Annotated in this window: 22 protein-coding genes; 9 read left to right on the plus strand and 13 right to left on the minus strand. The window is 64.7% G+C overall.

Annotated features, from left to right (window positions below):
* Positions 1–18: 18 nt before the first annotated feature.
* Entirely contained in the window at positions 19–852 is an 834-nt protein-coding gene (locus tag LHL23_RS05550; protein ID WP_222478544.1) for a thymidylate synthase, read from the minus strand.
* 249 nt (positions 853–1,101) lie between these two features.
* Between LHL23_RS05550 and LHL23_RS05555 the strand changes: the two genes are divergently transcribed.
* The 3 genes from LHL23_RS05555 to LHL23_RS05565 all read left to right on the plus strand — a co-directional run bounded on the left by LHL23_RS05555 (position 1,102) and on the right by LHL23_RS05565 (position 3,976).
* Positions 1,102–2,046: a thymidylate synthase gene (locus tag LHL23_RS05555; RefSeq protein ID WP_222478542.1), complete on the plus strand. Its 945-nt coding sequence runs from the start codon at positions 1,102–1,104 to the stop codon at positions 2,044–2,046.
* Positions 2,047–2,126: 80 nt separating this feature from the next.
* Positions 2,127–3,476: a hypothetical protein gene (locus LHL23_RS05560; protein WP_226429096.1), complete on the plus strand. Its 1,350-nt coding sequence runs from the start codon at positions 2,127–2,129 to the stop codon at positions 3,474–3,476.
* A 71-nt stretch (positions 3,477–3,547) separates the two neighbouring features.
* Positions 3,548–3,976, plus strand: a complete 429-nt coding sequence (locus LHL23_RS05565; protein ID WP_226429097.1) for a VOC family protein — start codon at positions 3,548–3,550, stop codon at positions 3,974–3,976.
* A 318-nt stretch (positions 3,977–4,294) separates the two neighbouring features.
* On the opposite strand, the gene LHL23_RS05570 is transcribed toward LHL23_RS05565, so the two are convergent.
* From LHL23_RS05570 to LHL23_RS05580, 3 genes are all read right to left on the minus strand, one after another.
* Positions 4,295–4,792, minus strand: a complete 498-nt coding sequence (locus LHL23_RS05570) for a MarR family winged helix-turn-helix transcriptional regulator (RefSeq protein ID WP_222478536.1) — start codon at positions 4,790–4,792, stop codon at positions 4,295–4,297.
* Between the two features lie 76 nt (positions 4,793–4,868).
* On the minus strand, positions 4,869–5,126 hold the full coding sequence (locus tag LHL23_RS05575; RefSeq protein WP_226429098.1) for a succinate dehydrogenase assembly factor 2: 258 nt from the start codon (positions 5,124–5,126) through the stop codon (positions 4,869–4,871).
* 9 nt (positions 5,127–5,135) lie between these two features.
* On the minus strand, positions 5,136–5,552 hold the full coding sequence (locus LHL23_RS05580) for a helix-turn-helix domain-containing protein (RefSeq protein WP_222478532.1): 417 nt from the start codon (positions 5,550–5,552) through the stop codon (positions 5,136–5,138).
* A 96-nt stretch (positions 5,553–5,648) separates the two neighbouring features.
* On the opposite strand from LHL23_RS05580, the gene LHL23_RS05585 reads away from it, so the two are divergent.
* The gene (locus tag LHL23_RS05585; RefSeq protein WP_226429099.1) at positions 5,649–6,851 is read left to right on the plus strand and encodes a pyridoxal phosphate-dependent aminotransferase; all 1,203 of its coding nucleotides are present in this window, start codon (positions 5,649–5,651) and stop codon (positions 6,849–6,851) included.
* 14 nt (positions 6,852–6,865) lie between these two features.
* Complete coding sequence (locus LHL23_RS05590; RefSeq protein ID WP_226429100.1) at positions 6,866–7,279, plus strand: hypothetical protein; 414 nt, start codon at positions 6,866–6,868, stop codon at positions 7,277–7,279.
* A 15-nt stretch (positions 7,280–7,294) separates the two neighbouring features.
* Here LHL23_RS05590 and LHL23_RS05595 read toward each other — a convergent pair whose 3' ends face one another.
* Complete coding sequence (locus LHL23_RS05595; protein WP_226429101.1) at positions 7,295–8,077, minus strand: hypothetical protein; 783 nt, start codon at positions 8,075–8,077, stop codon at positions 7,295–7,297.
* 283 nt (positions 8,078–8,360) lie between these two features.
* On the opposite strand from LHL23_RS05595, the gene LHL23_RS05600 reads away from it, so the two are divergent.
* A complete protein-coding gene (locus LHL23_RS05600) occupies positions 8,361–9,971 on the plus strand; it encodes a hypothetical protein (RefSeq protein ID WP_226429102.1) in 1,611 nt (536 codons plus the stop codon).
* Positions 9,972–10,312: 341 nt separating this feature from the next.
* Here the strand turns inward: LHL23_RS05600 and LHL23_RS05605 are convergent, their stop codons facing one another.
* Positions 10,313–10,561, minus strand: a complete 249-nt coding sequence (locus tag LHL23_RS05605) for an EF-hand domain-containing protein (protein WP_226429103.1) — start codon at positions 10,559–10,561, stop codon at positions 10,313–10,315.
* Positions 10,562–10,944: 383 nt separating this feature from the next.
* On the opposite strand from LHL23_RS05605, the gene LHL23_RS05610 reads away from it, so the two are divergent.
* Positions 10,945–12,060, plus strand: a complete 1,116-nt coding sequence (locus tag LHL23_RS05610; RefSeq protein ID WP_226429104.1) for a cyclic nucleotide-binding domain-containing protein — start codon at positions 10,945–10,947, stop codon at positions 12,058–12,060.
* Between the two features lie 15 nt (positions 12,061–12,075).
* Here the strand turns inward: LHL23_RS05610 and LHL23_RS05615 are convergent, their stop codons facing one another.
* A complete protein-coding gene (locus LHL23_RS05615; RefSeq protein WP_226429105.1) occupies positions 12,076–12,519 on the minus strand; it encodes a nucleoside deaminase in 444 nt (147 codons plus the stop codon).
* A gap of 178 nt (positions 12,520–12,697) precedes the next feature.
* On the opposite strand from LHL23_RS05615, the gene LHL23_RS05620 reads away from it, so the two are divergent.
* Positions 12,698–13,066 carry a DUF1428 domain-containing protein gene (locus LHL23_RS05620; protein WP_226429106.1) on the plus strand — a complete coding sequence of 123 codons (369 nt, stop codon included), beginning with the start codon at positions 12,698–12,700 and terminating at the stop codon, positions 13,064–13,066.
* Between the two features lie 16 nt (positions 13,067–13,082).
* On the opposite strand, the gene LHL23_RS05625 is transcribed toward LHL23_RS05620, so the two are convergent.
* Positions 13,083–14,462, minus strand: coding sequence for an MATE family efflux transporter (locus LHL23_RS05625; protein WP_226429107.1), 1,380 nt, complete (start codon positions 14,460–14,462; stop codon positions 13,083–13,085).
* 111 nt (positions 14,463–14,573) lie between these two features.
* Between LHL23_RS05625 and LHL23_RS05630 the strand changes: the two genes are divergently transcribed.
* Positions 14,574–15,224, plus strand: coding sequence for a TIGR02453 family protein (locus LHL23_RS05630; RefSeq protein WP_222478513.1), 651 nt, complete (start codon positions 14,574–14,576; stop codon positions 15,222–15,224).
* Positions 15,225–15,227: 3 nt separating this feature from the next.
* Here LHL23_RS05630 and LHL23_RS05635 read toward each other — a convergent pair whose 3' ends face one another.
* The 5 genes from LHL23_RS05635 to LHL23_RS05655 form a co-directional block, all read right to left on the minus strand.
* The gene (locus LHL23_RS05635; protein ID WP_226429108.1) at positions 15,228–16,136 is read right to left on the minus strand and encodes a nickel/cobalt transporter; all 909 of its coding nucleotides are present in this window, start codon (positions 16,134–16,136) and stop codon (positions 15,228–15,230) included.
* Between the two features lies 1 nt (position 16,137).
* Positions 16,138–16,773: a DUF1007 family protein gene (locus LHL23_RS05640; protein ID WP_226429109.1), complete on the minus strand. Its 636-nt coding sequence runs from the start codon at positions 16,771–16,773 to the stop codon at positions 16,138–16,140.
* A 62-nt stretch (positions 16,774–16,835) separates the two neighbouring features.
* Positions 16,836–17,765, minus strand: coding sequence for a polyphosphate kinase 2 (gene ppk2 / locus LHL23_RS05645; RefSeq protein WP_413229464.1), 930 nt, complete (start codon positions 17,763–17,765; stop codon positions 16,836–16,838).
* A 183-nt stretch (positions 17,766–17,948) separates the two neighbouring features.
* Positions 17,949–18,557 (minus strand): carboxymuconolactone decarboxylase family protein, encoded by a 609-nt coding sequence (locus LHL23_RS05650; protein ID WP_226429110.1) that lies wholly within the window; start codon positions 18,555–18,557, stop codon positions 17,949–17,951.
* 232 nt (positions 18,558–18,789) lie between these two features.
* Positions 18,790–20,205: a pyridoxal phosphate-dependent decarboxylase family protein gene (locus LHL23_RS05655; RefSeq protein WP_226429111.1), complete on the minus strand. Its 1,416-nt coding sequence runs from the start codon at positions 20,203–20,205 to the stop codon at positions 18,790–18,792.
* Between the last annotated feature and the right edge of the window lie 238 nt (positions 20,206–20,443).

Here is a 20,443-nt window from a genome sequence, read left to right on the forward strand (position 1 = left end):
GCCTGCTGTCCTTGTGTCTTAAACCGCAACCGGCGCCTTGATCACCGGGTCGGGGTCATAGTTGAGGATCTCGAAATCCTCGAACTTGAAGTCAAATATCGAATTCACCTGCCGCTTGATCCGCAGCTGCGGCAGCGGCTTGGGGGTGCGCGACAGCTGCAGCTGCACCTGCTCCACATGGTTCGAATAGATATGCGCGTCGCCCATCGTGTGCACGAAATCGCCCGCCTCGTAGCCGGTCACATGCGCCAGCATCGCCAAGAGCAGCGAGTAGGATGCGATATTGAACGGCACGCCCAGGAACATGTCGGCCGAGCGCTGGTAGAGCTGCAGGTGCATCTTGCCGCCTGCCACCCGCACCTGCCACAGGGTATGGCACGGCGGCAGTGCCATGTCCGGCACATCGCCCGGGTTCCAAGCGGAAACGATCAAGCGGCGACTGTCGGGGCTCTTGCGGATCATCTCCACCAGACCGGCGATCTGATCGACGCTGCCCGCTCGGTACAGCGGCTCATCCCCCACAGTGCCCTCGGCCAGCTCCAGCTTGGGGAACCGGCGCCACTGGTGGCCGTAGACGGGACCCAGGTCACCGTTCTCATCGGCCCATTCGTCCCAGATCGAAACGCCGTTTTCCTTCAGGTAGCGGATGTTGGTGTCGCCGGACAGGAACCACAGAAGCTCATGAATGATTGAACGCAGATGCAGCTTCTTGGTGGTCACCAGCGGAAAGCCGTCCTTCAGCGGATACCGCGCCTGCATGCCGAAACACGACAGCGTGCCGGTGCCGGTCCGGTCGCCCGACTGCTCCCCGTGGTCCAGAATATACTGTAGCTGATCGTGATACTGCTGCACCGCCGCCCCCTGCCGCTGACTTGATTGCCCTGCCCGGAATACCGTCTGGCACACCGCGCGCCAAGGGCGAAAATTCCACGCCTTCCACCATGCGGTCATACCATATCTGCCCATCCAGTGAATACAGGAAACTACATGCTGGTAGCGCATCCGCCACGGTTGCGCCGAAAACCGCACTGTTCAATTGACAACTGCGCTGCCGCGGCCGAAGGTGGCGCAAAACGAAAAAACATATTGAGGTAATGGCAGATGAGGCGCTTTTGGCTAGGGCTCGCGGTGGCGTCCGCGCTGTCCGCATGCGGCGGGGGCAACCCGTTCAATACTGATAACGATGACGACACGGACACCGGTTCGGATACCAGCACGGATACCGACACCGGCAGCACTGTGCCTGCCTCGGTTGCAGGTGATGTCATCAGCGTGAATTACGTCTCCAGCGACGACACGATTTTCATCACCGGCATTGCCAACGACGACGTGCCTTATACCCGCAACGCGGCCCTGGACCGCACAGGCAGCGACGGGTCCGTCTATCAGGCCTATACCTATCAGGAACACTCCCAGGCCCCCCACTCCACCGCATATTTCCGCGAGATGGAAGGCGGCTACGCGATGGTCGTCGCAACCGGCAACGGCCCCTCGGGTTATTACATGAGCGGCACCCACTTCGGGTCTGACGGCAGTTTCACCGCCCCGACCGATGGCGATGGCGACCCGCTGGGCGCCGTCTCCTATGCCGGCACCTATATCGGCCTGCTGAATGTGGCAGGCAGCGGCGAAGACCTGCTGCCCACCGATGCAGGAACCGACCCCAGCCTGATTCCCTCTCAGGTTGCCGAAGTGACCGGCGACGTGTTCATCCTCGCCGATTTCGGAACCGATGGGGCGATCGACGGCCGGATCTACAACAGAACAGTTGTCGACGACCCGGGAACCTCGGTGGCTGATCTCGAGCTGGTTCCGACCAGCATCGGCAGCGACGGCACGTTCGAAGGCACGGTCGAAGTGGGCACTGAAAGTGTGGGCAGCTACGCAGGCGTCTTCACGGGCGACGGCGCCACTGCTGTTGCCGGAACGGTCTACGCCACCGATCACATCAGCGACTACGGCAGCGATGTCATCGAATACGGCGCGTTCGTCATCGGCCAGTGCGCCACCACCAGCAGCCATTCCGACTGCCCCTCCGACGAATAAGACCCATGCGGCGCATTCTGGCTTCAGTGTTCCTGGCCTCGGGCCTGGCCCTGTCCCCGTGCCATGCACAGGAGGCCGGAATGCGCCTGTCCCTGCATCAGGGGCGGGCGATGGCCATGCACTCGCTGCAAACCGGCAAGCCGCAACTGGCGCTTGCCCTCTCTGACGCGCTGCTGAAAGCCAATAGCAAGGATCATGTCGCCTGGTATCTGCGCGCGGCGGCCTATTCCAGGCTCAGGGACCCTGAGGCCGCGCGCAAGTCGGCCGGCCGCGCTTACCGGTTCGCCAAGGATCCTGGCGAAAAGTACCAGACGGCGCAAATGGCATCGCGGCTGGCTTTTGCCGAAGGCCGCCCGGGTCTGTCCCAGTTCTGGCTGCGCCGCACCGCCATTCACGCACCGGACGCCCAGGCGCAGGCGCTGATTGCCGAAGACTACAAGACACTGCGCCGCATCAATCCCTGGGCGATCAAGCTGCGCACCGAAGTGAAGCCTAGCTCAAACGTGAACAACGGATCGGACTCGGCGATCGAGATCATTGACGGCGTGCCCACGGCAGGCAGTGTCCTGGGCCCCCGGTCGGTTGCGCTTTCGGGGCTGATCGGCATCGCAGATGCCACCGTTTCCCGCCGCCTGCGCCAAAGCAGCCGCAGCCGCACCGCCCTGTCCGGGCGCCTCTACCTGCAGCGCGTGGCCCTGTCGGAAAGCGCCAAGAAAAAGGCACGCGAAATCGTTGACTCGCGCCCCGGCTTCACAATGCCGCGGAATTCCGAGTTTGCCTCATCTTATGGGGAAATCACACTCAGCCATGCATTCGCGGTGGGACCGGAAGCCGGAAAGGGTTCGGCGCAGGCCGCCCTCTCCGCGGCGACCTCCTGGTACGGCGGCGAAAAGAACTACGATCTGCTGCGACTGTCAGGCGGCCGCAGCTGGAAAGTCTCGCCTGCCGCCTCGATCAGGCTGAACGGCTCGGCTGAACAGCGGTTCAATCCCAGAAGCCTGTTCTACGATGCAAGCACCCTTGGCCTTGGCGCCTCGCTGAGCAGATCCCTGGAGAACGGCGGCAGGTTCGATGTGGCCCTGGGCCTGCGCGGAACTGATTCCGCCCATCCCAACACGACTTACAACACCGCCACGGTCCGTTTCGGCTATACATTCGGCGAAAAAATCGGCCCGGCCAAGCTGAGCGGCGGCCTGATCCTGGGCTACTCCGACTATCAGGATTTCTTCCGCACGGCGGACGGCTTTGCCTTGTCCGACGGCCGTCAGGATCATTCCCTCTATGCGGATGTGGGCATGTTCTTCGAAGACTACGACTACGCGGGCTTTGCCCCGATGCTGCGACTGCGGGCGGGCAAGCGCAGGTCGAATTACGCCCGGTACGAAGGCTCCGAGTTTTCTATTTCTCTGGGCATTGAATCGAAGTTCTGAACCCGTATCTGTTCAGAACGGACCCTGCGCAGCGGCCGCGCCAGGGCCGGCAAACAAGACAGGAGACCGCCATGCCCCTCAAATACCTGCACACCATGGTCCGGGTGAAGGACCTCGAGAAATCGATAGCCTTCTACCAGCTTCTCGGCCTTCAGGAGACCCGCCGCTGGGACAACGAGCAGGGCCGCTTCACCCTGGTGTTCATGGCCCCGCCCGGCCAGGAGGAGGCACCGGTCGAGCTTACCTACAACTGGGACGGCGATGACGCACTGCCCAGCGACAGCCGCCATTTCGGCCATCTCGCCTATGGCGTGGACGACATCTATGCGGTCTGCCAGCACCTGATGGACAACGGCGTCACCATCAACCGGCCGCCGCGCGACGGCCACATGGCCTTTGTGCGCTCGCCAGACAACATTTCCGTCGAACTGCTGCAGAACGGCGACTCCCTGCCGCCGGCGGAACCCTGGGCCAGTATGGGAAACACCGGCCACTGGTAACGCAGCAGCCTGCACACCCTGCCCTGCGGCGGTTTACTGCGGCTGCGGTTTGCGGTGCCAGGCTGCATCCACGCGGAAAACCGGCGCAGCCCCGTGCGGGGCTGTCCGTGCCGGAAGCTGATCTTTTGCTATCAGGAAAACCGGTAAAAGGGCGGCCGCTTCTGCAGCCATCTGCCGTGACCCCGGCCCGGAGCCCGGCGCGTTACCCTTTGATACGGTCAGAGCATGGTTTCCCCTCATGCCCCGTCTGCGGCCGGCCGGTGTTTCCCCGGCCTGTCCGGCCATCGCCTTCTGGAACGGCTTGCCCCAGCCGGCGCGTCAGTAAATGTAGCGGATCTGGTCCGACCAGTAGCGTTCCATCCGCTTCAGCGAGGCGGTGATGTCCTCGATCCCTTCTGAGGTGATCACGTTCTTGCCTTCCAGCCCTTCGGCATGGCGGGAGAACAGCGCAGCCACGATATCGCGGATTTCCCGGCCGCGCGGGGTCAGCCGCACCCGCACCGAACGGCGGTCGATCTCGCACCGCTGATGGTGCATATATCCCATCTCAACCAGCTTCTTCAGATTGTAGCTGACATTGCTGCCCTGGTAATAGCCGCGGGTCTTCAGTTCCCCGGCCGTCACCTCATTGTCGCCGATGTTGAACAGCAAGAGCGCCTGGACCGCATTGATCTCCAGCACGCCGACGCGTTCAAATTCATCCTTGATGACGTCCAGCAGCAGGCGGTGGAGGCGCTCAAGCAGCCCCAGCGCCTCCAGGTAGCCAGTCATAAAACCTTTGCGGTCCGTCTGGCCTATTGGCATTTCCATACTCATTCGCATCTCCGACTCGAATTTGCTCCTGAGACAAGATGCCAACAATTCCCGAAAAATCGGTTAAGCTGGAATTTTATTATTTTTGGTGGGTTTGTGCGATTTCCGCAACCAGGGCGCGGAACCGCTCTTGCGGTTCCGCCTGGCCGGTCACCCACTGGTACAGATCCTGGTCGTTCTCGTGCAGCAGCTGGTCATACAGGTCCAGCTGCGCATCGTTCATCTGTTCCAGGCTGGCAGCTGCATAGGCCGACAGCAGGATATCCATTTCCTTGATACCCCGGCGCATCGAGCGCATCTGCAGCCGCTTCAGGCGGGTGGCACGGTCTTCTTGCATGCGTCTGACTCAGACGGTTTCTGCGGCCGGGGCTTCGTTGACCTGCAGCAGCGCCCGCAGTTTCTTCTCCAGCCGCGCAGCGCGCTCGGCGTTCTGGCGCATTTCGCTGCGCAGCGAACGCAGCTCGTTCAGCACGCTGGTGAAATCGCCGGCTTCCAGCTCCAGCGGCGCCGGCTCAGACATGCCTTCGCCCTCGCCGGTCAGCAGCCAGGACATCGACACGTTCAGAAGGCCTGCCAGCATGGTCAGCTTGTTGGCGCGCGGCTCCGAAAGGTCCCGCTCCCAGGCGCTCAGGGTCGATTTCTTGACGCCGATCCGGCGCGCCAGCTGGCCCTGGGTCATCCCGGCGGCTTCGCGCGCGGCCGCAACGCGGTCGCCGAAGGTAGCCGCATCGGGGCCGTACCAGTCTGTGGTCTGCTCAGTCATCGTTGGTTCTCCTACTCAAAACGCCAATGCAGCTTGATCGCTGTTTGGCCGCACCCTATGACAGTTCCGCACAACATACAAACCGGGGCACAGCCAATGTCTTTCCTGTCCGAGACCTTATCGCGCGTCAAACCGTCACCGACCATAGCGATGACCGCAAAAGCCGCAGAGCTGAAGGCCGCGGGACGCGACGTCATAGGCCTCAGCGCAGGCGAGCCGGACTTCGACACCCCGCAGAACATCAAGGACGCCGCTGTCGCAGCCATTGCCGCGGGCAAGACCAAGTACACCGCCCCCGACGGCATCCCGGAGCTGAAACAGGCAGTCTGCGACAAGATGAAGCGCGACCACGGGCTGAACTACACCCCTGCGCAGGTTTCTGTCGGCACCGGCGGCAAACAGACGCTCTACAACGCGCTGATGGCCACCCTGAATCCGGGCGACGAGGTGGTGATTCCCGCCCCTTACTGGGTCAGCTATCCGGACATGGTGCTGCTGGCCGGCGGCACGCCGGTGATTGCACAGACCTCGCTGCAGACCAATTTCAAGCTGACTGCCGATCAGCTGGAGGCGGCGATCACCCCCAAGACCAAATGGTTCATCTTCAACTCGCCGTCGAACCCAACCGGCGCGGGCTACAGCAAGGCGGAGCTGAAGGCGCTGACAGACGTGCTGATGCGCCATCCGCATGTCTGGGTGATGACCGACGACATGTACGAGCACCTCGCCTATGACGGGTTTGAATTCTGCACCCCGGCGCAGGTGGAGCCTGCGCTCTATGAGCGCACCCTGACCTGCAACGGTGTCTCCAAGGCCTACGCGATGACCGGCTGGCGCATCGGCTACGCCGCGGGCCCGGAGAAGCTGATTGCCGCCATGCGCAAGGTGCAGTCGCAGTCCACCTCCAACCCCTGTTCGGTCAGCCAATGGGCCGCGGTGGAGGCGCTCAATGGCACCCAGGCCTTCCTCGCGCCCAACAACGTGACCTTCAAGCGCCGCCGCGATCTGGTGGTCTCCATGCTGTCGGAGATCGAGGGCATCTCCTGCCCCGTGCCCGAAGGCGCCTTCTACGTCTACCCGTCCATCGCCGGGCTGATCGGCAAGACCACGCCCGCCGGCAAGCTGATCGAAACGGACGAGGATTTCGCCACTGCCCTCTTGGAGGAAGCAGACGTTGCCGTCGTCTTCGGCGCCGCCTTCGGCCTGTCGCCCAACTTCCGCGTCAGCTACGCAACCTCCGACGCAGCGCTGGAGGAGGCCTGCCGCCGCATCCAGTCCTTCTGCGCATCGCTGACCTAACAGGAGAGCCCCGTATGAGCGCCGATCTGCCGGAATACTACTTCCGCGTCCGTGAGAACGGCGCTTTTGTCTTCCGCGTCGACACCGAGAACCGCAACCGGCGGATCGAGATGGACCAGATCGCCGTTGTGAACATCCGCAACGGCGAGATCAAACCGCACGGCCAGCGACAGCTGACCGGTCAGGACATCGCCGAGATCAAGTCCTGGATGGAGGCCCGCGCCGCCACCCTCGCCGCCCGCGACATCGACGACATCCACCGCACCGTCGACCACCTGAACCTCACCGCCCACTGGGTCAACAGCCGCGCAACCGACGCGCAGCTGGAGGACGTGACCGACGCGCTGCTGCTGGCGATGCACGACCTGCGCAGCGTTCTGGTGCGCAAAAAGGCCGACCGGCTGATGAAGGAGCGCAGCGGGGAATAACCGACAGCCCCGGTTTCAGCCGCAGTAAAGCGACCGTACGGAATAGCCGCGGAACCGCCTGTCCGGCTGCCGCACGGGCGGGGCGTGCTGCACTGCCGGGCGGCGGCGCAGGTTCGGATTGCCGAGCACGAACTGGCTGCGCAGCCACAGCATGTCCGGCGTCCCCGCCTCGGGCCTGGCCAGCCCCAGCCGCCACCGCAGATGCAGGCTCCACCTTGCATCCGCCGTGCCGCCCAGCTGCATCCGGCGGCCCGGCGGCACAGCCGGCTCAGGGCTGTCCAGCCCGGCAATCTGGCAAATGAACTGATCCCTGACAGCGGCCTCCCAGGCGCCTTCCGGCTGATCCCTCGTCAGGGTGATGATATGTCCGGACTTGAGCCCCGGCCCGCGCAGCGCGAACTCCAGCAGCTGCGGCAGCTCGAAATGGCGCGTCGCCGCCCCGAACAGCCGGGTTTCTCCCTGCCAGCCCCGGCCGCTGGCAAAATGCAGGCGGTAGCGGCCCGGCGGCACCAGCACCCGGAAGAACGCGCCGCCCCGGATATAGGCCGCCAGCGCCTCCTCCGCGCTGTCCTCACCGGTCAGCACCAGATAATGATCCGCGCCTTCCGGCGTTTTCACCTGCAGCGGAAAGACCGCAGGCAGGCCGGTGCGGTTCCACATAAGCCCCGGGCGCGGCGCTTCCGTGCCGCCCGCAGGCTCAGCCGCCAGCCGGACAGAAGCCAGGCACAGAAACAGCAGCATCGCCAACCCGCGGCTCACTGACCTGGCGACCCATTGACCCAATTCAGTGTCCTCCATTTGCTGATGGCAGTCCGGAACCCGCAAACCTTATCACAACCCTGCGCCCGCCCGAACACCGGCATTGCGCACGCAGGGCAGCGGCCTGCGTTTCCCAGACACGATGTTGGCGGCCTGCCCCGGAAACGGCGGCACGCCAGGCAGGCGTGGCACGAATGCTACGGACCTGAACCAGACAGTGCGGCCGGCCTTGGAAACCGCTGGCGCCCAGCGAGAACAATCGTAAAAAATACAATTTAAAGAAGATTAAGAAGGGCCGGGCACATTTCAACCGGCGCAGAAAATGCTTGAAGCACAAAGACTTTGGCCCTACCGGCCGCGGCTGTTCGCCACGGCGTTCAGATATCAGTACGTGATATCCCCCACCCATGAGGAGATCCACTCCTTCTCCCATCACACCTGCGGCCAATGGAACATTTATGCCGGCAGGGGCCTCCCTGCCAGTTCGCTGCAGGATGCACAGGGCCGGCCGGTTGGCGTGCTGCTCGGCATCGCGGTCGGGCCTGCGGGCCTGTTGACCGGGCCGCAGCAGCACTTGCCGCTGGACAGCTCTGCCGCGGATTTCTGGGACCGCCTGGAAGCCTTCATCGTTGAAACCGCCGGCCGCTTCGCATTCATTGTGGAGAGCGGCGGGCAAACGCGGCTTTACACCGACCCGGTCGGCATGATCGGGGCCGTCTATGACCCCGTGTCGCGGCGAATTGCGGCCTCACCCCTCATGGCGCTGGACCGGCCGCTGGTCCCGAACCCCAAGTTCAGCCTGGATGTCATTCAGAACCACGGCGGCAAGATTTCCCTGTTCCACACCGCCGACAAGGACGTGCGCCGCCTCAACCCGAACCATTACCTGGACCTGCGCACGTTCGGCGAGCACCGCTTTTGGCCCCGCGGCGGCGACAGCTTCGCGGCGCCGCAGGATCCGCTTGAAATATATGATCGGATCTATGCCCAGGCCAGCGCCAGCATCGGCGCCATTGCCGCAGCCTATCCGACGGCCCTGCCGGTCACCGGCGGCCAGGACAGCAGGCTGCTTCTCACCTTTGCCAAGCCCTACACGGACCGCATCAGGCACTATTATTCCCACATCAACAACTATGCCACCCGCCGCGATGCCGCCATCGGCAGCCTGCTCTGCCAGCGCCTCGGCCTGCAGCACGAAGCCTTCGACAAACGCCACCATTCGCTGGCCGAAAACGAAATCCGGAAGCGGCACAACATTTACCACCTGACCACGGGCACCCCGGCGCAGCCCCCGCAGGAGCACCTGAACGGCACCGCAGACGCGCTGCCCGAGGGCACGGTCATTTTACGCGGGCATCTGACCGACCTGCTGCGCGCCGTGTTTGTCACGCGGCCTCAGGCTTCGTGGGATACAGCGTACTGGCAGATCAAGAAGCTGCTCATCGTTCCCAAGAGCATGTTCGGCCCCCAAACTGCAGCCCGGTTCCACGATGACTTCACTGCCTGGCAGCAGACACTGAACGCGCCCGCCCGCAGCAAGGCGGTCGATTTCATGTTCATGGAAATCTACTACAGCGCCACCGTTGGCGCGGTGTTCCCCGCTCTCTGGCAGCATTTTTACGTGTCCCCTTTCAACAGCCGCAAATTGATTACCCTGTCTCTGAGCTTTGCGGAAAAGCACCGTGTGACCTCCGAACCCGTCTTCGACATCATAGAGCGATTTGCGCCGCAGCTGTCTGATGTCCCGTTTGATTTCGAAACACCCCCGAGTCTGGATTCGCTTTACGGCAGCAACGGGGGCTTCAGCACGCTGACCTGCAACCGCCGCCAGGCTGCCATGGCCCGCCTGGCACAACCGCTGCCGGCCATCCCAGGCAGCGAACTGTCGGCGGAAGACCTGTCAGCCGCAACCGCAGCGCTGGCCGCGAAATAGGGTCCGGAACGATCGCTTTGCCCTGCACGTTGTTTCTCTGCCCGGTTTCTCTGCCCGCGCAAACAACAGGAGCACCGCCATGCAAAAGGACCAAACCGGCACCGGCGGCAAACTCGTCCCCGCCAATGACGTGACCGGTACCGCGGTCAATGACGAGACCGGTGTACTGGCCCGGGCGGGCTGACCGCAGCCCCGCGCCGCGGCGGAACGCAAAAGGCCCCGCAATGCTGCGGGGCCTTCCCGGACACGCTGCCGTCACGCCGCGGAGTTGGAAGGGAGTAGTGCCGCCCCGAAGGACAGGGGGCGTTAGCATGACGGCAGAACGGCGCCTTGGCGCCGGATCAGCCCGCCTCGGCCAGCACGCCGGCCTCAATTGCCGCGCTCACCTCAGCCGCGTCGGCCTCGCCGTCCGCATTGGCATCCACGGTGGCAAAGGTTTCCGCGGTCAGATCCGGAAACGCCAGCTGAAGCTCTTCCAGCGAGTAAGTCCCGTTGCCGTCTGCATCCAGCTCTGCCGCGACGTCCTTTGCAGCCAGCGGGGACGCCATCAGGGCAGCAACAGCGGTCGCGGTCATGGCAAACTTTTTCATTTGAGACACTCCAGTTTCTTGGTTTCTATCCGGCCCGCAGGGTGTCCCGCGAACCGTGGCAAACAGCTAGGGTGTGGCCCGGCCCTGCACCATACCGGACCCGCACTTCGCCGGTGCCCCGGCGCAATGGCGCCGGATTTTCCCTTTTATGTAAGCAAGTTGCCGCCATGCTTGGCAGACCGGCCTTTGTCCGCGCAAGCCCGCCCCCCTGCCGCGCAGTTTTCCGCCCGGCCGCCGGAAGATGCGTGCGCACCGGGAACCATCCCGCGCGCCGCGGTTCGCGATGTTCGCTATGCAACCGCGGTTAAGGCCCCGCTCCGGCAGACGTGCTAGACTTAGTCCTCTGCGGCACTGCGCCCGACAACCGCCGGAGCATCACAGCCATGAAACCGAAGATCGAGAAACTGAACGCACTGGGGGCCCGCTATGCGGAGGCCATGGTGATGTGCGGCCTGGCCGATGACCTGCAGAACCCGGATCTGCTGGACGCCCGCCCCTTCCGCTTTGCCGAAGGCGAGTATCTCTGCTCCCGCGGCGACCCGGCCACCTGCCTCTGGATCGTGGTGGAGGGCTCCGTTGCGATCAAGGAAGACGGCCACACGCTGTTTGTCCGCCGCCGCAACGAGGTGATCGGGGAACAGCATCTTGCCGGCAACGGCTACCAGCGGATCTATGACCTGGTGGCGAATGAGACCAGCGTCGAGGTGCTGGTTGTCGACAAGGAGAAGATCGAACAGCATCCCGAGGCCGGAAAGATCTGGCGCAACATCGCCAAGATCATCTCGATCAAGCTGCGCGGCGCCAGCCGCCGCACCTCCTCGCTCAGCCAGCAGCTGGCGGATGACACCCGCATCCTGCATGCCTACACCAATGAATACGCGCTCAGCCGCCGGATGCAGGGCGGTGCCGGGCATCAGACCGGCTATGCGGTGGACCGGGCGGTGATCTGGTTCTCGGATGTGGTCAACTTCAGCGGCTACACCACCCGGACCCCGCCGGAGCGGATCGCCGACATCGTGCAGCGGTTCTTCAATGCCCAGACCCAGCCGATCCAGCAGCACGGCGGCCATATCGACAAGTTCATCGGCGACGGGCTGATGGCCTTCTGGGTGCTTGGCCCCGCCGCCGAAACGGCCCGCAGCACCTGCGCCGCCGCGGTGCGCGCCGCCGAAGAAGCCGTGGCCGCCGTGTCTGGCATCACCATCGGCGATCAGGCGCTTGGCCTGCGCGTCGGCCTGCACGCAGGCTATGTCCTCAGCGGCGATTTCGGTTCCGCCACCCGCCATCAGTTCACCCTGATCGGCCCCGAGGTGAATAAGGCCGCCCGGCTGGAACAGGCGCACCAGGATGATGTGACAGCGGGCAGCGGCAGGATCGGACCGATCCGCATCAGCCCGGAATTGCGCGATGAGCTTGGAGAGATCGACCAGAAGCGCTTTGCCAGCAAATTCGCGGTTCGCGCCAAGAACATCGGCACGCTGGAATTCTTCACCAGCTGACAGGCGGGTTCGCTGTTACTCGGCGATATCCTCGGACCACAGCTCCGGCTTTTCGCGGATGAACCGCTCCATCAGCGCGATGCAGTCCGGGTCTTCGGCGATCACCACCTCGACGCCCTTGGAGCGCAGGAATGCCTCGTTGCCGCCAAAGTTCTGCGTGTCGCCGATCACCACCCGCGGGATCCCGAACTGCACGATGGTGCCGCTGCACATCATGCAGGGCGACAGCGAGGTAAAAAGCACCGTGTCCCGGTAGGTCTTCTGCCGCCCGGCCTTGCGCAGCGCATCCATTTCGCCATGGGCAATCGGATCGCCCTTCTGCACCCGCTGATTGCGCCCCTGCGCCACCACCTGGCCGCCGCGCGCCAGCACTGAGCCGATCGGGCAGCCGCCCTCGTCAAATCCCGCCTTGGCTTCCTCATAGGCAATACGCAGCAGGCGCTTGTCGTCGTCGGTCATCATTCTGAAACTGCCTCTTTGTGAATGAATACATTGCACTGGAGGAACCCTGCCCGCAGGGTTCAGGGCGGTCAAGCCCGCGCCGCCGACCGCCCCCGGAGGCTGGAGCGGAACGCTCCCGCGTGGCAAACTCACTGAGGCCGGGCGCCGCCTGCGCCCAAGCCTTGGGAGGCCCTCCATGTATGTCGCCGGATTTGTGATCCCTGTCCCTGAAAAGAACTTCGAAGCCTACAAGGCCTGGGCCAAGGCCAGTGCCGCGCTGTTCCGCGAATACGGCTGCCTGGAAATCGTCGACGCCTGGGAGGACAACGTGCCCGGCGGGCAGCAGACCGACTTCCGCCGCGCCGTTGCCGCCAAACCCGGCGAGAAGATCGTGTTCAGCTGGCAGGTCTGGCCCGGCAAGGCGGAAATGGAGGCCGCCGAAGCGCAGATCGCCAAGGATCCCCGCTTTGACATCCCGGCTGACCTTCCCTTTGACCACAGGCGCCTGATCCTCGGTGCTTTCACCCCAATCCAAGTGATGGGACGGCAGACCGGGACGGGCTGACACCCGCCCGCATGTCTCAGGCCGCCGCGCCAACCGCCTTGATCGAACGGCGCCAGAACCGCAGCATCAGGAACAGCCCGGCACAGGTCAGCCCCGCCACCAGCCCGGCCCAGACGCCAACGCCGCCCCAGTCCAGCACAAAGCCAAAGAGGTATGAGGCGGGAATTCCCACCACCCAGTAGCTGAGGACGGCAATCACCATCGGCATGCCGGTGTCCTGCACTCCGCGCAACAGCCCCAGCGCGATCGCCTGCATCCCGTCCATCATCTGAAACAGCGCCGCTGCCGCCAGCAGAACGCCGCCGATCAGCAGGATCTGCTCCTTCTGCGGATCGGCACTGTCCAGAAACAGCGACATCAGCGGATCCGGGATGGTCAGGAACAGGGTGATCCCCACCGCCGACACCGCCAGCGACATCGCGGTCACCACCTTGCCGCCGCGCGCCATGTGGTCCCGGTCGCCGCGGCCAAAGGCATTGCCCGCCCGGATGGTGGCCGCATTGGACAGCCCCAGGTGCACCATGAAGGTGAGCCCCGCCAGCGATATCGCAATGCCATGCGCCGCCAGCGGCACCGTACCCAGCCAGCCCATCATCATCGCCGAAGCCGCAAACAGGCTGCTCTCGGCCAGGGTCGTCAGGCCGATCGGGGTGCCCATGCGGAACACCCGGCCCAGCATCTCCCAGTCCGGCCGCTGGAAGTTCTTCAGCAGCTCATGCTCCGGCAGCACCTTCAGCGCATAGGCCAGCACCAGCGCAAAGGACACGCCATTGGTCACCAGCGAGGCAATCGCCGCCCCGGTGATCCCCAGCTCCGGCGCGCCCCAGTTGCCGAAGATCAGCGAATAGTTCACCAGCGCATTGACCACCGCGGCAAAGACCGACAGCCACAGCACGATCTGGGTGCGCTCCAGCGCCGCCAGATAGGATTTCGCCACCATGTACAGAAGTGCCGGAAACAGCGACCAGCCGGCAATGCGCAGATATTCCGCCGCGTCATGCGCCACCTTCGCCTCCTGCCCCAGCGCCAGCAGGATCGGCTCCGACCACCAGAGCAGCGGCATCGCCGCCACACCATACCCAAGCGACAGCCACAGCCCCATGCGGGTGGAGCGGCGGATCTGCCGCTCCTCTCCCGCGCCGGCCGCAGCCGCCACCATCGGCATCACCGCAAAGGCAAAGCCGGAGCCCAGCAGGAAGATCGAGAAGAAATAGGACGAGCCCAGCGTCACCGCCGCCAGCTCCGCCACACCGTACCAGCCCAGCATGACGGTATCGGTCAGGCCGATGGCAAACTGCGCCACATGGCCGCCGATCAGCGGCAGGCCAAGAACGGCTATCGCCCGGGCGTGGCCGCGCAGGGGCATCTCGGAATGTCTGTTCGCTGACGTGCTCATCCTGCCAGCCTTAGGCACGTGCGCACGCCCCGGCAAGGGAAGAGTTTCCTTGCCTGCGCACAGGCCCATGGTGGTATTCTGCACAGGCAACCCCTTGCAGGAGCCCATTGAATGACCGATGCCTTTGCCCAGCTGATCCCCGACGCCCGCTCCTTTCTTGCGGCGCTTGCGCAGAACAACAGCCGGGACTGGTTCACCGCACACAAGGACCGGTATGAGGCACAGCTGAAATCCCCTGCGCTCCTGTTGATGGACGAGGTGGCGCAGGCGATCACCCGCCGCAGCGGCGCGCAGGTCACAGCTAAGCTATTCCGCCCGCAGCGCGACGTGCGGTTTTCCAAGGACAAGACGCCCTACAATACTCATCTGCACATGATGTGGACCCTGAACAGCGCAGGCTGCGCGCTGTTCTTCGGCATCGCGCCGGATTACTGCACCGCAGGCGGCGGCATCATGGGCTTCAGCAAAGCCCAGCTGCCGCGCTGGCGGCAGGCCGCCGACGGCGCCTTCGGCGATGAAACCGCGGCGCTGGTCGACATCCTCGCGCTCAAGGGGTTTGCCATCAAAGACCCAGAGCTGAAACGCGTCCCTGCCCCTTATGGCAAGGCCCACCCTCACGGGGCGCTGCTGCAGCGCAAGTCGCTGACCTTCTGGCACGAGATGACCGCGCGCGAACAGGCCGCGCCGATGGGCGCGCTGATGTCGGCCTACCTGACGCTGGAGCCGATGTTTGCCCTTCTGGACAGCGCCCTGGCAGAATGAGGCCTACAGCGCCCGCAGCATGATCTGGCTGGCCAGCACCGCCACCACGGCACCGGCAAGGATCTCCAGCACCGCAGCCGCCCGCAGCGCACCAGTTCCCTGCATCTGCGCCAGCGCCCCCTTGCGCATCGTCACCGCCGCAACAGCCACTGCAACCGTTACCGTGGCGGTGCCTGCGCCCATGGCAAAGGCACCGGCAATCCCGGCCCACAGCACCCCCATCCGCCAGGTCAAGAGCAGCAGGAACACCGCCCCGGTGCAGGGACGCAGCGCCACCGCGCCGATGATTGCCAGCGCAACGCGCAGCGAATGGACATTGGCGGCTTCCTCCGCCGTCGGCCCGTGCCGGTGGCCGCAGGAGGCGCAGACCTCCCCATGTGCATGGTCGTGGTGATCGCGGGACCCCTGCGCGGCAGTCTGGCTGCCCATCAGCCGCCGCACGCCCCGTGCCAGCAGCCATACTCCTACCAGCGCAATCAGCCCGTAAGACAGCGGCGCAAGCACATCCTCCGCCGCGCTGGTCAGCTGCTCGCGGCCCCAGTCCAGCAGCATCAGCCCGCCCGCCACCAGCAAGACCGCGGTGGCCGCCTGCGCCATCGAGGACGCCAGCGCCAGACCCGCCAGCCGCACCAGCGGCACCGGTTTGCCCATGCCATAGCCGCCGATGACCAGCTTGCCATGCCCCGGCCCGGCGGCGTGGAAAAACCCGTAGGCAAAGCACAAGGACAAAAGCCCCATCAGCGCCCCCGGCTCGCCCGCTCGCAAGGCGCGCAAGCCCCGCGCCATCGCATTCTGCGCCTCGCGCTGGCCTTCCGCCGCCCAGGCAGACACCGTTCCGGCGCCGCCAAAGCCCCAAAGCCATAGTGCCAGAGCCGCCACGCCCAGCGCTGCTATTGCCAGGAAAAACCGCACCTTACGCGCCGCAGTTCAACCGGACGGTATCGGCAAAGGCCTCCCCCACTTCCGGGTAGGCTTCCTCTGCCTGGTCCGCCGGCATCGCATAAAGCAGCTCCTCCACCTTGGTGTAGGCCGCATCCAGGTTGGGCGGTGTCACGCTGCCCTGGCAGCCGCCGGTGACGTCCAGCCCGCCGCTCAGCGTATAGGCAGTGTAATAGGTCGGATCATAGGCTTTGATCACCACCCCGTCCGCCGCCTGCGGCTCTGCCAGAACCCGCCGGTGCCGCGTGGTGATCCGCCCGTCCGACACCTCGGTGGACAGATGCTCCGGCGCGCCCAGCGCCAGCGCCTCGCCCCCGCGGGTCAGATAGGTGTCGCCGTGAAACCCCTCGCTCCAGGCCAGATCAAAACCCTGCAGTTTCGCCAGCTCCTCTGCCGTCAGGGTGCCGTCGAAATCGCTGTCCAGCCCTTTATCCTCGAAGATCAGCAGCGAATAGAACTCGTCATAGGCCCAGGTGATCTCCACCGCCTGCAGCTGCCCGTCTTCCGAGACAAGGACCTTCATGCCGGTATCGACAAAGATGTGCGGATGCGATCCGGCGCCATGCGGCACCAGCAGCGCAAGCACGAGCAAGGGAACAAAACGTTTCATGCCCAAAGATCTAAGCCCTGCCGCACGGCCCCGCAAGCGCAAGGCCGCACCGCAGGCAAGGATCAGCGCGCCCTGTTCTCAGGATGCAGGGCCTTGCCCAGGATGTGATCGGACTGATGGATCACATGATGCGCCTGGCCGACGATCAGCGGATCCGGCTCCTGTGCGATCTCCGGATCCTTTCCCGGATAGTCCAGCGACGCCAGGAAATGCCGCATGCAGTTGATCCGCGCCCGCTTCTTGCAGTTCGACTTGATCACCGTCCAGGGCGCATCGGCGGTGTCGGTGTAAAAGAACATCGCCTCCTTGGCCTCGGTGTAATCGTCCCATTTGCCCAAGGACGCCTTGTCGATCGGCGACAGCTTCCACTGCTTCAGCGGATCGGTCTCGCGCGAGACGAACCGCCGCTTCTGTTCCTCCTGGGTGACCGAGAACCAGTATTTGTAAAGCCGGATGCCGGAGCGCACCAGCATCCGCTCGAACTCCGGCGCCTGGCGCATGAACTCCAGGTACTCATTGGGCTCGCAGAAACTCATCACCCGTTCAACACCCGCCCGGTTGTACCAGGACCGGTCATAGAAAACGATCTCGCCGCTGGTCGGCAGGTGCTGCACGTAGCGCTGGAAATACCACTGCCCGCGCTCCTCGTCCGAGGGCTTGTTCAGCGCCACCACCCGGGCAGAGCGCGGGTTCAGGTGCTCGGTGAACCGCTTGATGGTGCCGCCCTTCCCGGCCGCATCGCGGCCCTCGAACAGCATCACGAACTTCTCGCCGGTCTCCTGCGCCCACAGCTGCACCTTCAGAAGCTCCGCCTGCAGCCGCGCCTTCTCCGCCTCATACGCCTTGCGCGCCAGCTTCTTCGGGTACGGGTACCTGCCGCTCTCAAACGCACGGCGGATATCCTCGGCACTGGGCGCGCGTGCCTCGGCGGCGGCTTTTACCGGCATGTCTCCCGAGGCGTTGTGCACAATCTTTTCTGCTGCGGCGTCCATCAAAAACTCCTTCCTTCAATCTGCGCCGCAACCTTACATTCCCCGCCGCCGCCCCGCGCTGACCTGCATCAAAAGATACGCCCCCTGCACAACAAAAAGCGGCCCCGACAGGCCGCTTGATCCCTTTCATCTGGCTGAAAATATCCTGGGGTGAGGGCCCGCCGGGGCCGAGGGGCAAAGCCCCTACTTATGCCCCCAATCGCCCGGATCATCCGAGTTGTTCGGACTCAATCCCAGCACATCGCCCTTGGTGGAGCACCCCAGCCCCAGCACCGTCCGGTTGGCATAGGCAAAATAGGCCGTGACTTGGTTGATCTCCAGGATCCCGCCGTCGTCAAACCCGGCCTCCCGCAGCGCCGCGATATCCGCCTCGGTGACACTGGAAGGCTCCTCTGTCAGCATCCGCGCATAGCCCATCGCCAGCACCTGCGCGGGCTCCAGGGGCGCGGCTTCCGGTTCGCGCGCCTCGATCGCCGCCCGGATCGCCAGCCCGCGCGCCTCATCCCCCAGCAGCCGCTGCAGGCCCGCAAAGTGGTGCTCGACGCAATAGGCGCAATCGTTCAGCGAAGAGACCCAGACCCCGAGCACCTCCAGGAACCATTTCGGGATCTTGTTGCCGGTGTGATGCAGCACGTTCTTGTACAGCGCCATATGGCCTTCCATCGAATGCGGCCGCAGGGAATGCACCATCATGATATTGTCGACGTTGTTGCCTGGCCCGGTCACCCGCTCATAGAGCTTCTTCAGCTTGCCGGTTGCCTCTTCAAACGGAACGGTCCTGATCCAGGCCATGTCTCTCTCCCTGACTGTCTGGTCCGGAGAGTAGCGAGTTCAGATCATACGGAAAGACGGAACCGAACGTCACAGATGTTCTGCCTGGCGGCACCGCCGCCCCGCGCCTGCTTTCCCCCGGCAGGCGCGTTCAACAGCTCAGATTGGTGCGATGATTGTTTCTTTACCCCGCCGGGTGCCAAGCAGCCCCGTCACGCCTGCGCCCGCCCAGGCAGGCGCGGGGCTCCCCGCTTTACTTCGCCGCCTCCCGCGCCACCGCGGCAATGGCCGCCTGCACATCCGCCTCGCGGCTGCGGTGGTTGGTGATGGCGGCGCGCAGCATCACGCGGCCGCTTGCGCGGGTTGTCGAGAACACCGCCTCGCCGCTTTCCTGCAGGGTCTGGGCAATATGCGCGTTCAGCGCCGACTGCGCCTCCGGCGCCAGATCGCTGCGCGCGGTGAACACGCAGACGTTCGACACCACCGGCGCCCCCAGCGCCATGCGCGGCTGCGCCTGCACCTCAGCGGCCATGAAGGCCGCCAGATCGCAATTGCCGGTGATCGCCCCTGAGAACGCCGCCTCGCCATAGGTTTCCAGCGCCGTCCACACCTTCAGGGCCCGGTTGCCGCGGCTCAGGTCAATGCCGTAATCGCAGAACCACGGCTCGCCGCCCGCCAGCCCGCGCTCGGCGCCCTCCAGATACGCGGGCCGCGCCGCAAAGGCCGCCCGGTGCTCGTCCTCATTGCGCAGCAGCGCCATGCCGCAGTCGTAGCCCACATACATCCACTTGTGGAAATCCAGCGCGATGCTGTCGGCCCGCCCGATCCCGTCGCTGAGCGACCTGTAAGGCTCATCCGCAATCCGCGTCCAGGCACCAAAGGCCCCGTCCACATGCAGCCACAGCCCCAGCGCCGCCGCCGCATCCGCCAATGCGTTCAGATCGTCAAACAGCCCCAGGTCCACGGTGCCCGCATTGCCGACCACCAGAAAGGGCACCGCGCCAGCGGCCTTGTCGCTTTCAACCATCTCAGCCAAGGCCGCGCAGTCCAGCTTGCCCTCCGCCAGCGGCACCTTGCGCAGGTTGTCCGAGCCGATGCCCAAAAGCTCCACCGCCTTCAGCGTCGCGTTATGCACGCCTTCACCCGCATAGGCGGTCAGCCGCACCGCGCCCTGCCCGGTCTTGCGCAGGTCCTTCAGCACCCGCAGCCGCGCCGCCTGAAAGGCGATCACCGTCGCCTGCGAGGTGCCGGTGACCAGCAGCCCGCTGGCCCCCTCCGGCATGCCCATCTTGCGGCGGGTCCAATCGACCACCGCGCGCTCCATGTAATTCGCGCCATGGTCGCGCCCGCCCATATTGGCATTGACCGCCGCCGCCGCCAAAGAGCTGATCAGGTCCGAGGCCAGCCCCGACCCCTGCACCCAGCCCCAGAACCGCGGGTGGGTATTGCCGCCGTGATAGGGCAGCACGTCGCGGATGATCCGGTCCACGGTTTCCTGCGGCCCGCGCGCTTCCGCGGTCACCGCATAGCGTGCATCGATGTCCTCCGGCACCGGCTGCCAGGGACGCTCCGCGGCCTGCTGCATCTGGTCCAGCGCCGCCTCCAGCATCCTCTGTGCTTCCGCCCGGAACGCGGCCCAGTCCTGCGTCTTGATCCCCTTCTCAGCCACCTGCGCGCCCTCCTCCTGCCGTTCGCTGGCTGAGGTCTACCCCGCAGCCCCCTGCGCCGCACGGAAAATATCGACGCACCCGGATTACTGGAACTTAGCTTCGATGGTTTGATAACTCGCTCGCGGCGGCAACCGACCAAGACGAACGTAGACGCGTTGCGGCATGTTCGGCCCGGCGGCACGCCGGAAAGCCCCTGACGCCCCCATTGGCGGGGGCTGCCCTCACCGTATTAGATTC

The organism is Leisingera sp. McT4-56, from assembly GCF_020514995.1.
Taxonomy (GTDB): Bacteria; Pseudomonadota; Alphaproteobacteria; order Rhodobacterales; family Rhodobacteraceae; genus Leisingera; species Leisingera aquaemixtae_A.